Raw genomic sequence first — 12,659 nt, 5'->3', positions numbered from 1 at the left:
CTTGTCTCAGAAAACTATCCCGACGTTTGTCACCACGTCTGGAAGAGGCGCTATTATAGGATGGCTAAAATCCTTCTGCAAGCGCTTTTTTTACATTATTGGGTAATACCCCATTGCGACAGCATCCACGCCATATTGAACGCATTCTCGGCAATCGCGTTATAGCGCCCCGACGCACCGCCGTGGCCGGCGCCCATATTCGTTTTCAGCAGCAGGGGATTGCCGTCCGTTTTATACGCGCGCAGCTTGGCCACATATTTTGCCGGTTCCCAGTACATGACCTGGCTGTCGTTCAGGCCCGTCGTCACCAGCATGGCAGGATAATTCTTGCGCGCAATGTTGTCGTAAGGCGAGTAGCTGAGCATGTAGTCGTAGGCCGCCTTCTGGTTCGGGTCGCCCCATTCCAGGTATTCCCCTGTCGTCAGGGGCAGGCTGGCGTCCATCATGGTGTTCATCACGTCGACGAAGGGTACGGCCGCGTGCACGGCGTGGAACAGCTCGGGGCGCATGTTGACGACGGCGCCCATCAGGAGGCCGCCGGCGCTGCCGCCCTGGATGATGAGGCGATTCGGGCTGGTCCATTTTTCGCGCACCAGGTAGTCGGCGCTGTCGATGAAGTCATTGAAGGTGTTTTTCTTCTTCATCAGCATGCCGTCCTCATGCCAGGCTTCGCCCATGTCCGTGCCGCCGCGGATATGCGCTTGCGCATAGATGACACCGCGGTCCAGCAGACTGAGGCGGGCGAGGCCAAAGCTGGCTTCCGTCGAGATGCCGTAGGAACCATACGAGTACAGCAGCAGCGGCGCGGAACCGTCGAGCTTGACGCCTTTTTTGTAGATGACCCACAGCGGCACTTGCACGCCATCACGCGCCTTCACCCACAGGCGTTGCGTGGTGTAGCGGCTGCCATCATAGCCGCCGACGATTTCCTGCTGTTTCAGCACCGTGCGCTTGCCATCCTGCATGCTGACGTCAAGCACCGTGGGCGGCGTGACGGGCGACTGATACGACATGCGAAATTGCGTGGCGGTAAACTCTGGCGTGCCGGCCGCCGTGGCCAGGTAGACGGGGTCGTCGAACTGCACCGTTTTCCAGTTCTTGTGCGCAAAATCATAGATGCGCGCGCGGTTCAGGGCACGCGCCTTTTCCATCACCACCAGGTAGCCCTGGAACACGTCGATGGACTGGATCACGGCGTCCTTGTTGTGCGGCACGACGGGCTTCCAGTGCTTCGGCTGCGGGGCGCTCAATGGCGCGCTGACGACGCGGAAATTTTTCGCCTCCTTGTTGGTCAACATATACAGCTGGCCGTCGCGGTGCTCGACGACGTAGCGGTGGCCTTTTTCGCGTTTCAGCACACTCTGGAAACTGCCATCAGGCTTGTTCGTTGGCAACAGCAGCACTTCGCTGGTGTCCGTGCTGCCCGAGGTCAGCACGAAGAAGCGCTGGTCGTGCGTGCGGCCCACGTTGATGGCGAACTGCTCCACCGGCTCGTGGTAGACCTGCCGCGGTGTGCCACCCAGGGCCAGGCGGAACAAACGGTCCGAACGCTTGGTGGTGGCGTCTTCCTGCGCCAGCATCAGGGTGGCGTTGTCCGCCGACCAGGCCAGCGACGTCACGCGCGGCATGGTATCCGTGAGCAACTTGCCCGTCTTCAAATCCTTGACATGCAGCTCGTACTGGCGGAAACCCGTCGTGTCGGTGGTGTAGGCCAGCAATTGTTCATTCGGGCTGATGGCAAACGCGCGCACGGCAAAGAATTTGTGGCCTTCGGCCAATTGATTCTGGTCCAGCAAGATTTCTTCGATCGCCTGCGCATCGTAGGCGCCGCTGGCGCCGACAGGGCGGCGGCAATGCAGCGGGTATTGCTTGCCTGCTTCCGTGCGCGTGTAATAGTAGAAATTGCCCTGGCGTGCGGGCACGGACAGGTCCACTTCCTGCATGCGGCCCTTGACTTCCGCAGTCAGCTTGTCGGCCAGCGGCTGGATCGGGGCTGTGACGGCCGCCGTGTAGGCGTTTTCCGCATTCAGGTAGTCGATCACGGCAGGATCGGTCTTCTTTTGCAGCCAGCGGTAGTCGTCCGTGACGACCGTGCCGTGGCGTGTTTCCTGCCAGGCCGTCTTGGCGGCGACTGGCGCGGTGGCATCGGCGGCCAGCGCGGATGGCGCCAGCGTGGACAGCAGGATGGATGAGCAGACGGCCATGTGGCGCAAAGCTTGATGTGCTGTAGACAAGGCAACTCCTTTTATAGTCGTGTCAGGATTGTAATATTGCCATTGAGAAAAGCAACTATGGCGCGCATGCGTTTCAACTTGCATCCACGGGCATTTCCAGCGATACTGTATATAACTACAGTGTCCTGCCGCGAGGTGTCCTTGACCACATCTGCCTCCCCACTTCCCGAGCCACCCGCCCGCCGCTGGATAGCTCACCTGGACATGGATGCCTTCTTTGCCTCCGTGGAACTGCTGAAATATCCCGAATTGCGCGGCGAAGCCGTCGTCATCGGCGGCGGCCGGCTGCAGCAACCGGTGCTGCAGGAAGACGGTACGCGGCAGTTCGCGCGCATGCGCGACTACGTGGGGCGCGGCGTCGTCACCACGTCGACGTATGCGGCGCGCGCGTTCGGCGTGTTTTCCGCCATGGGCATCATGAAGGCGGCGAAACTGGCGCCCGACAGCATCCTGCTGCCCGCCGATTTCGAGGCCTACCGTGAATACTCCGCCCGCTTCAAGCAAGCCGTGGCCAATCTTGCCCCCATCATCCAGAACGTGGGCATCGATGAAATCTATGTCGACCTGACCGAACATGGCGAGCAGGCGCCGGCCATGGCGGCGCGCCTGAAGGCGGCCGTGTTCGAGGCGACTGGCCTGTCGTGCTCGGTCGGCCTGGCGCCCAACAAATTGTTGGCAAAAATCTGTTCCGACCTGGAAAAACCCGACGGGCTGACCATTTTGTCGCCCGAGGATGTGGAAACGCGGGTCTGGCCCTTGCCGGCAAAAAAGATCAATGGCATCGGCCCGAAGGCCACGGCCAAGCTCGAAGCGCTGGGCATCGTCAGCATCGGCGAGCTGGCGCAAGCCGACATGGCCATGCTGCGCACGCAGTTCGGCGACCTGTACACGGGCTGGCTGCGCCAGGCGGCGCTGGGCATCGACGAGCGGCCCGTGCAGACGAGCCGGGAAACCAAGTCCGTCAGCCGCGAGACGACGTTCGAGCGCGACTTGCAGGTGGTGCGCGACCGCGCCACCCTGTCGGAAAAGCTGGAAAGCCTGTGCACGCGCGTGGCGGGCGACCTCGATAAACAATCGCTGGCGGGGCGCACGGTGGGCATCAAGCTGCGCTTCGAGGATTTCAGCACCGTCACGCGCGACATCACCCTGCCCAGCGCCACGGCGGACGCCGCCGCCATCCTGCGCGCCAGCCGCGATTGCCTGCGGCGCGTGCCATTTGACAAGAAAATCCGCCTGCTGGGCGTGCGCATCTCGACCTTGTCCGATCCGGCCGTCGTGACGCGGCAGGCGCCGGCCCAGGCGGAGCTGTTTCCCGCCCTGTAGCGGCGTTTCCTACAAGATACATACCGCGCCAGACCGCGCTTTTGACGGCATTTTCACGTCGAAAGTGTAGAATGGCGTTCCCCTGGCACTACTGAAACAAACGGAAGACAAAAACTATGTGGTTCAAGAATCTTCAGATTTACCGCCTGCCCGCACCATGGGCTTATACGCCAGAACAACTGGAAGAGGCCTTGTCCTCGAACAAATTTACGCCGGCGACCAGCATGGATCTGATGCGCCAGGGCTGGGATACGCCACGCCCGAACGGTGGCCTGGTCCACGTGGTCAACAAGCAAATGTTGATCTTGCTGGGCACGGAAAAGAAACTCTTGCCAGCGACCGTCATCAACCAGGTGGCCAAGGCCCGCGCCGCCGAGATGGAAGAAGCGCAAGGCTTTGCGCCCGGTAAAAAGGCCATGAAGGAATTGAAGGAGCGCGTGGCCGACGAGTTGCTGCCGCGCGCCTTCAGCATCCGCAGCAACGTCTGGACGTGGATCGACCCCGTCAATGGCTGGCTGGTGGTCGATGCGGCCAGCCCGGCGAAAGCCGATGAAGTCATCAAGCTGCTGCTCAAAGCCGTGGATAAATTGCCGCTGGAAAGCCTGCGCGTGCAGCGCTCGCCCGTGGCGGTGATGACGGAATGGCTGCAGGCCGACGATGCGCCTGCCGGCTTCACGGTCGACATGGACACGGAATTGCGCGCCACGGGCGAAAGCAAGGCCACCGTGCGCTATGTGCGCCACACCCTGGAAGCGGACGACGTGCGCCGCCACATCGCGGCCGGCAAGCAGTGCACGCGCCTGGCCATGACGTGGAATGACAAGATCTCGTTCGTGCTGACGGAGTCGCTGGCCATCAAGAGTGTCAAGCCGCTCGACGTGATCAAGGAAACGGAATCGAGCACGAAGAACGACGACGAGCGTTTCGACGGCGACCTGATGCTGATGACGGGCGAGCTCTCCAAGCTGATGGCCGACGTGGTCGAAGCTTTGGGTGGTGAAGCAACTGCATAAAAGCAGCTGTGCAGGTACGAAAAAGGAGCTGCGGCTCCTTTTTTTTCGTCTCTCGCCTGGCATGGCGATCTTTGGACGAAAAAAAGGGCCTTGCGTTTGCAAGGCCCTTGGTCGGCTCAGCCTAGGTTGACGAGGTCAACTTAGAACTTGTACTGGGCCGTGAAGTAGAACGAACGCATCATTGGATCGGCATAGCGTGGATCGTAACCAACCTGGTGACCACGCGAGCTGCGCAGCGACAGTGGCGGTTCACGGTCGAACAGGTTTTTGATACCCGCGCGCAAGGTCACCGCTTTGCTGTAAGCATAGCGGCCCTGGAAGTCCACCGTCGTGTACGAAGGCACGTGCAGGCGGATTTTTTCCGTTGCACTGGTGGCCAGGTTGACCACTTCGGCCGAAGCGTCGGTGTAGCCATTACGGTAGCTCACGATGACCGTGTTGGTCAGCTTGCCCGATTCCAGGCTCATGTTGAGCTTCATCAGGTTACGGAACGTCACGGCATCGGAAATGCCGTAGTAGTTCATGTTGTTGGTCCACTGATTCTTGGTGCCTGGCACGGTGTAGTCGGCCTTGAGCATATAGGTGCCGCTCAGGTTAGCCGTGAAGTTACCGATATCAAGCTTCTTACGTGCCGTCGTGTCCCAGTCGATACCGCGGTTGTGCGTCTGGCCGATGTTCATCGACAGCGATTTGAACGCATAGTAGGGCTTGTTTGTCGTCGGTTCGATGTAAATACCGAACAGGTCGCGGTACATGCCTGGGTTGTTGAACGCTTGCGCTTCACTTACGGCCGAGACCGCGTCGGTGATTTTTACGTCCCACAGATCGGCGCCGAACGAGAATGCCGAGCTAGGTTCGATACGGAAACCGACGGTGAACTGTTTCGATTTTTCCGGCTTCAGGTTTTCGTTACCACCAGCCATTTTATTGTATTGGCTGTTAGGAGCACGGCACAGCGCATCGCCTGGGAATGGGCAATTCCAGTTAGCACCGGTAAAGCCGTTGTTGACCAGAGGCTGACCAATGCTCAGCATGTCCGGAGCCTTGAAGCCCGTGCCGTAGGAGCCGCGCAGCAACAGTTGCTGCACTGGCTGCCAGCGTGCCGTGACCTTGTAGGTATTGGCGTTGGCATCTTTGCCGATGGTCTTGTTGATGACGCCATTGTCGATCGCCGATACGGAGTCATAGCGGCCAGCCAGGCTCACTTCCACCGTTTTGGTGATCGGTGCCAGCAATTCGGCGAAGACGCCGTAGGTTGAACGGCTCAGGTCGTAACGTGGCGAGGTGTTGAAGCCGTAGATGGTGCTGGTGCTTGCGCCCGCATCCGGCGTCTGGCCGTAGTTGTACTCGCGGTAGTCGGCGCCGATACCGATGTTGGCTTTGCCGCCTGGCAAGGTGAACAGTTCACGCGAGCCGTGCGCATCGATGCCGCGCATGGTGGTCGATGCCGTGCGGATCGAGCCGTTGAATTGCGAATTGTTGATCAGCGCTTGCATTTGCGGCGTTGGTGTGCCGGCCGGCAGGAATGGGTCGAACGCCGGATTTTTCAGCAGGGCCTTCATATCGGCCGTTTTCGCATAGCCACCGATATAGTGTTCATTGATGGCATTTTGCGACCAGGTCAGGCCCGCATCGATGTTCCACGCGCCAATTTCGCCTTCGACGCCGACGACGAAGTGCTTGGTCTCGGTGACGGTGTTGGTGGTGCGGTTGCCCCAGTCGCTCATGCGATAGTTGGCCGTCACGGAGGTGATGTCCTTGACTTGCTCTGGTGTCAGGTAAGGCAGGACATACTTGTTGTACTGCGCACCGTCAATCTCAATCGGGATGGACACCGGATTGGCCGAGATGCGCGCGGTCAGGTCATAGCGCGAGTAGGCGACTTCGGCAAACGCGTTCAGCGAATCGTTGAGTTTGTAGCTGGCGCGGGTAAACAGGCTGTCGCGCTTCGATTCCGGCACGATTTCCACCGTCGAACCGCCATCGAAACCGCAAGCGAGCCGATTGGCTGCCAGTGGGGCATTGGTCACGGCGCCACAATTATTCTTCTTCGCCAGGTATGGATTGAAGAGGTAATCGTCTTTGCCTTTGACGGACACGGTGGCGTTGGCCGGTGCCGTGCCTATGGCGGTCTTGTCGTAGACGTATTGTTTGCCGTTAAAGCTCACTGGAATACGCGACGAACGGGCGAATGTGCGGTCGGTAGCGCGCAAGTTCGATTGCTCGTCATGGCGGTACGATACCAGCACGTTGAAACGGTCTTCGTCGATGTCGCCGAAGCCATAGGTCACGTTGGTGTTCCAGGCGTTGCCGCCCTTGTCTTCCGGGCCGCCGTAGGTGGCTTCCAGCGAGCCGCCTTGCTGGTTCTTCTTGAGAATGAAGTTAATCACGCCGGCGATGGCATCCGAGCCGTACAGGGCAGAAGCGCCGTCGGTCAGCACTTCGACGCGTTCAACGGCGCTCATCGGAATGGCGTTCAGGTTGACGGAAGTGCCCGAGCCTTGTGGCGCGATGCGGCGGCCGTTCAGCAGGACCAGGGTGTAGTCTTCGCCGATATCGTGGATCGACGCGCTGGTGCGGCCGCCCGAATTGGTGCCAGCCGCGGCGGCACCGACGGTAAAGCCTTGCATGGCGGGCAGGGCCTGGAGCAGGTCGGCGACCGTGGTGGCGCCCGTCTTGGCGATCGCTTCTTGCGTCAGGCGCTGCACTGGCAGTGCGCCTTCGACGGCGATACGCTTGATACTCGAACCGGTAATTTCAACTTTTTGAATTGCTTCGTCCGCCATGGATTGGCCAGAGAACAAGACGCTACCTGCCAGGACGGTCAGGGCCAGGCGTACGCTGCGTACGCCAATTTTTTCTTTAAATGCCATTGTAACAATTACTCCGTAGTAGTTTTAATAACGACAAGCGGTACACGAGCACCGATACAGCCATCGGATAGATGGCTTGCGGTGCTCGTGTACGGTAGGTGGAACCACGTCGGTGGGAGGTGGAAGACTACTTAGCGCAATATTGTTATAAATGCACTTATTGCTTGTCGAGGCGAACATTATGTCGTCTCAGCAAGAAAAAATGCACATCAACCGTGTCGGATTTGGCAATAAATTATAGATACAGAAGAATATTTAATTTAATTGTTAAATTACAGTTTTATATTTAACAATATCGGTGTTTTTAAAAATGATAGCTGGCGTTTTTTTACAACATAAAATTATTATATTGGCAATTCGATGTTTTACCTGCAATAATTCGATGAAAGCCGTTGCTTTGCAGAATTTATGAAAGGTCAGAAAACAAAAAAAAGCCCGTTGAAAACGGGCTGCTTGAATTGTGAAAAAGTGCTGATCAGAGCATTTGCCGGTCTGTGGTTTGCACCCTGCCTGCCATCGGCTCGCTTACAAGGGCTGGAACACGCCGGCGGCGCGGTTCTTTTGCACATTGTCCCAGGCGAAGATCTGGCCATTCATGGCCACGTACACCCCGGCTGGCAAGGTTTGCGCCACGCCGCAGGCAAAGCCCAGGTTGAACAGGGCATCGGAGTTGTCGATTTCGTAGGGAATCATCGCGCCCGTCAAAATCACCGTTTGCTGCAGGTTCGCCGCGCCCAGCACTTGCGCCGTTTCGCGCATGGTGTCGGTGCCGTGGATGATGACGATGGCTTTCTCCTGTGCCGCGCGGCACGAGGCCAGCACGCGCTGGCGGTCCGCATCCTGCATGTCGAGCGAATCGAGCAGGGGCAGTTGCTCCAAGGCCACGGGTGCCGTCATGCGCGCGCGGGCAATCGCTGCCGGCAAATGACTGTCGGAAAAGCCCAGGGTACCGTTCAATTCGTTGTAGTGTTTGTCGAAAGTGCCGCCAGTGGCGAGTATGCGCAAAGTCATGATGTGGTCACGATGTCAGTGGAGAATGACGCGCATGATAGCGTGGATTGTGTGCCTTGCGTGAATGGCGGGTCCGCTGCGGGCCGTTGCAGATCGCATCTGGAAAATTTGGCCATCTGTGAGTACACTGGTTTCTTTGTTTGCTGCCATCCCGACTCCGTATGAAAGCGCTCGCTCCCGGCACCGTCATTTTTCACCGCCACCGCGGCTATGGCGTCATCACGTCCGTCAATCTGCTGACGGGCTGGATCGCCGCCCGTTTCGGCAGCGAAGCGCGCACCCTGGACCTGAACCTGTCGACCGACGATGTGCAGTTTGCCGATGGCGAAGCGATCCTGTTTCGCCGCGCGCCGCCCGACCGCATGCCGCATGCGCGCCTGATGACCATGGTGCGCGAGCTGCACCAGGCCGGTTATCAAAAACTGTATCTGTATTCCTGGCCCAAGCCGTCCGGACTGCACTGGCGCTGGCATTTGTTTACGGGGCCGCGCGACTGGATGCAACGGCCCTGGCGCGAAGGCTGGTACGGTTCGGGCGCCGATTACAACGTCAACCCCGTGATGGGCTGGGGCGATACGCCCGGTGCCACCACCGGCGAGCTGATCGATGCCCTGGCGCGTTTCGATCCACAGGGGCTGGCGCAGGCGCTGGGGCGCGACGACGACCATAGCGCGTGGTTTGGCCGCGTCTGCGACGCTCTATTACCCAACTACATGTACAGCCTGGACATGCAGCGTACCCCCGGCGAGCCCTTGCAGGACATGCCGCCCGTGCCGGTCGTGGCCGTGCGCACCGGCGTGGCGCCGTACCGTGGACCGGACATCGCCTGGCCACCCGGCTGGGCCGGCCTGTGGCGCGGCCGGCACGCGCTGCCCGCGCCCGCCATCCGCATCACGGGCGAGCCTGACCTGCTCAAGGGGTTTCAGCGCTCCTGAGCGGTTTGCCGCGCGTGCTGCAACACCTCGGGATTGAGCAGGCGCGTGCATTCATGCTGCGCAAAATCGACGATGTTTTGCAAGGCGTAGCGAAAATACAGCTCATAGCTGTCACGCTCGACGTAGCCCAGGTGTGGCGTGGCCAGCACGTTCGGCAGCAGCAGCAATGGCGCGCCGGGCGGCAAGGGTTCATCCGTAAACACGTCCAGCGCGGCGGCGCCCGGACGTCCCATCTGCAGCGCCGCTTCCAGCGCGCCCTCGGCGACCAGTTCGGCGCGGCTGGTGTTGACGAAAAGCGCGTCTGGTTTCATGCGCGCCAGGTCTTCGCTTGTGACCAGGCCGCGTGTCGTTTCGGACAGGCGCAGGTGCAGGCTCAAGACGTCGGCCTGTTCAAAGAACGCTGCGCGTGAAACCGCCGCCGTATCGCCGGCCGCCACGGCCGCCGCGCGGCTCGCTTCGCTGCCCCACACGAGGATGGTCATGCCGAAGGCGCGGCCATAGCCGGCGATCAATTGACCGATCTTGCCGTAGCCCCAGATCGCCAGGGTGCGCCCTTTTAATACCGTCCCCAGCGTATTGCGCTTTGCTTCCAGCGACGAGGTCTGCCACAGCCCTTCCTGTAAATGTTGCGCGTATGGCACGATCTTGCGCTGCGCCGCCATGATCAGCGCCCACGTCAGTTCGGCCGGCGCCGTGGGTGAGCCGATGCCTTCCGCGATGGCGATGCCCAGTTCCGTGGCGGCCGCCACATCGATGTGGCCGCTGACCTTGCCCGTCTGCGAAATCAGTTTCAGGTTCGGCAGTTTCGACAGCAAGGCACGGTTGAAACTGCTGCGTTCGCGGATCAGCACCAGCGCGTCGAATGGCGCCAGGCGGATCGCCAGCTGACCCAGTCCCCGCGCCGTATTGCTGAACACTTTGACCTCGTGGCCATCGAGCAATTTGAAACAATCGAGGCTGCGCACGGCATCCTGATAATCATCGAGTATGGCAATTTTCATGGGAGATGGCCGATTTTAGTAAGAATTTGGTAGGGAAATAACAGGATACGGGAAATGCTGAATAGCCTACTACATTAGTCAAGCTATTCTCCTACATTTTTGCGAGAATAGCTGTTTTGCGGGTGTACAATCGCCGGCACTTTTGAAGCTTCCTGAGTATAGTTATAGCGCAAACTGTTCCCGCAGCCTGGGTGCATGATCCAGGTAAACGACACCAGAGCCCTGCCCGCGTGAAGACGCCGCCCGCAGTGAGCCGCAGCCACCTCTCAACGATGCTGCCTGTCTTGCCGGAATGACCAGAATTTCTTTTATTGGTATTGGAGGTAATATGAATCAGCCCGTCATGGGTGGCGTCGCCGCACTCAACGTCCCAGCTTATATTAAACAACAGAAACTGATCAACTGGGTGGCCGACATTGCCGCGCTGACCAAGCCGGAGCGTATTTACTGGTGCGATGGTTCGCAGGAAGAATACGAGCGCCTGTGTGCCGACATGGTTGCCAGCGGCACCATGAAAAAACTGAATGCCGACAAGCGTCCGAATTCCTACCTGGCCTGCTCGGACCCGAGCGACGTGGCCCGCGTCGAAGACCGCACGTATATCTGCTCGGCAACAAAAGAAGCGGCCGGCCCGACAAATAACTGGACCGAGCCTGGCGAAATGCGCCACACCCTGAACGGCCTGTTCGATGGCTGCATGCGCGGCCGCACCATGTACGTCGTGCCATTCTCGATGGGCCCGCTGGGCTCGCCGATCGCGCATATCGGCGTGGAACTGTCCGATTCGCCGTATGTCGCCGTCAACATGAAGGTCATGACCCGCATGGGCCGCGCCGTGTATGACGTGCTGGGTACCGATGGTGCATTCGTGCCGTGCGTGCACAGCGTGGGCGCACCGCTGGCTGCCGGTCAGCAAGATGTGAAATGGCCGTGCAACAGCACCAAGTACATCGTGCATTTCCCGGAAACGCGCGAAATCTGGTCTTTCGGCTCCGGCTACGGCGGCAACGCTTTGCTGGGCAAGAAATGTTTCGCCCTGCGCATCGCCTCGAACATGGGTTACCAGGAAGCGCAAGCGTCCGAGAACAACCCGGGCTGGCTGGCCGAACACATGCTGATCCTCGGTGTGGAATCGCCGGAAGGCAAGAAGCATTACGTCGCGGCAGCGTTCCCATCGGCTTGCGGCAAAACCAACTTCGCCATGCTGATCCCGCCGGCAAGTTTTAATGGCTGGAAAGTGACCACCATCGGCGACGATATCGCCTGGATCAAGCCCGGCGCCGATGGCCGCTTGTACGCGATCAACCCGGAAGCCGGTTACTTCGGCGTGGCGCCGGGCACCAATGAAAAAACCAATTACAACTGCATGGCGTCCATGCGCGACAACACGATTTTCACCAACGTGGCGCTGACGGACGACGGCGACGTCTGGTGGGAAGGCTTGACGAAAGAAGCGCCAAGCCACCTGATCGACTGGCAGGGCAAGGACTGGACGCCGGCGTCCGGCACCAAGGCGGCACACCCGAACGCACGCTTTACTGTTGCTGCCACGCAAAACCCCGTGATCGACGCGGCCTGGGACGATCCGGCCGGCGTGCCGATCTCGGCCTTCATCTTCGGTGGCCGCCGCTCCACCACCGTGCCGCTGGTGACCGAAGCGCGCAACTGGGTCGAAGGCGTCTACATGGCCGCCACCATGGGTTCGGAAACGACGGCCGCGGCCGTGGGCCAGATGGGCGTCGTGCGCCGCGATCCATTTGCCATGTTGCCGTTTATCGGCTATAACATGAGCGATTACTTCCAGCACTGGCTGGACATGGGGGTCAAGGTGGGCAAGGTCAACCCGGCCGCCCTGCCGAAGATCTACTGCGTCAACTGGTTCCGCACGGACGAGGCAGGCAAGTTCGTCTGGCCTGGCTTCGGCGACAATATGCGCGTGCTGAAGTGGATGCTGGAGCGTATCGAAGGCACGGCGGGCGGCGTGGAAAACCTGTTCGGCACGACGCCGCAGTATGACGACCTGAACTGGGATGGCTTGCCATTCACGCAGCAACAGTTCGATACCATCACGTCGATCGACAAGGCGGCGTGGCGGGAAGAATTGAAATTGCATACGCAGCTGTTTGAAAAACTCGCGTATCATCTGCCGCAAGAATTGGCAGATCACAAGGCTGCGCTGGAAAAGCGGCTGAGTGCATAAAGTTTAGTAGTGGGGGAGAAACACGCTGGCAAAGACTGGCGTGCGATAAATGACACGCCGGCAATGACT

The 12,659-nt window shown here is 59.6% G+C and carries 8 protein-coding genes; 4 read left to right on the top strand and 4 right to left on the bottom strand.

Features of this window, described 5'->3' with window-relative positions; genetic code table 11:
• Positions 1-95: 95 nt before the first annotated feature.
• On the bottom strand, positions 96-2,234 hold the full coding sequence (locus K0F86_RS18945) for a S9 family peptidase (RefSeq protein WP_257572232.1): 2,139 nt from the start codon (positions 2,232-2,234) through the stop codon (positions 96-98).
• 141 nt (positions 2,235-2,375) lie between these two features.
• Between K0F86_RS18945 and dinB the strand changes: the two genes are divergently transcribed.
• Positions 2,376-3,557: a DNA polymerase IV gene (dinB, locus tag K0F86_RS18940; protein WP_257572231.1), complete on the top strand. Its 1,182-nt coding sequence runs from the start codon at positions 2,376-2,378 to the stop codon at positions 3,555-3,557.
• A gap of 116 nt (positions 3,558-3,673) precedes the next feature.
• Positions 3,674-4,570 carry a recombination-associated protein RdgC gene (locus K0F86_RS18935; RefSeq protein ID WP_099761624.1) on the top strand — a complete coding sequence of 299 codons (897 nt, stop codon included), beginning with the start codon at positions 3,674-3,676 and terminating at the stop codon, positions 4,568-4,570.
• 140 nt (positions 4,571-4,710) lie between these two features.
• Here K0F86_RS18935 and K0F86_RS18930 read toward each other — a convergent pair whose 3' ends face one another.
• Both K0F86_RS18930 and K0F86_RS18925 read right to left on the bottom strand, forming a co-directional pair.
• Positions 4,711-7,356: a TonB-dependent receptor gene (locus tag K0F86_RS18930; RefSeq protein WP_257572230.1), complete on the bottom strand. Its 2,646-nt coding sequence runs from the start codon at positions 7,354-7,356 to the stop codon at positions 4,711-4,713.
• A gap of 612 nt (positions 7,357-7,968) precedes the next feature.
• Positions 7,969-8,454 (bottom strand): asparaginase domain-containing protein, encoded by a 486-nt coding sequence (locus K0F86_RS18925; RefSeq protein ID WP_034781194.1) that lies wholly within the window; start codon positions 8,452-8,454, stop codon positions 7,969-7,971.
• A 161-nt stretch (positions 8,455-8,615) separates the two neighbouring features.
• Between K0F86_RS18925 and K0F86_RS18920 the strand changes: the two genes are divergently transcribed.
• On the top strand, positions 8,616-9,389 hold the full coding sequence (locus K0F86_RS18920; RefSeq protein ID WP_219135832.1) for an L-asparaginase: 774 nt from the start codon (positions 8,616-8,618) through the stop codon (positions 9,387-9,389).
• Here K0F86_RS18920 and K0F86_RS18915 read toward each other — a convergent pair.
• Positions 9,377-10,390, bottom strand: a complete 1,014-nt coding sequence (locus K0F86_RS18915; RefSeq protein ID WP_219135831.1) for a D-2-hydroxyacid dehydrogenase family protein — start codon at positions 10,388-10,390, stop codon at positions 9,377-9,379. The two genes, K0F86_RS18920 and K0F86_RS18915, sit on opposite strands and share 13 nt — an antisense overlap.
• A 328-nt stretch (positions 10,391-10,718) precedes the next feature.
• On the opposite strand from K0F86_RS18915, the gene K0F86_RS18910 reads away from it, so the two are divergent.
• Positions 10,719-12,590: a phosphoenolpyruvate carboxykinase (GTP) gene (locus tag K0F86_RS18910; protein WP_219135830.1), complete on the top strand. Its 1,872-nt coding sequence runs from the start codon at positions 10,719-10,721 to the stop codon at positions 12,588-12,590.
• Positions 12,591-12,659: the final 69 nt, after the last annotated feature.

Origin of the sequence: Janthinobacterium sp. UMAB-60 (genome assembly GCF_900095235.1) — a bacterium.
Lineage (GTDB): Bacteria > Pseudomonadota > Gammaproteobacteria > Burkholderiales > Burkholderiaceae_D > Janthinobacterium.
Note: the sequence above shows the minus strand (reverse complement) of the source record. Positions and strands in the feature narration are given on the sequence as shown.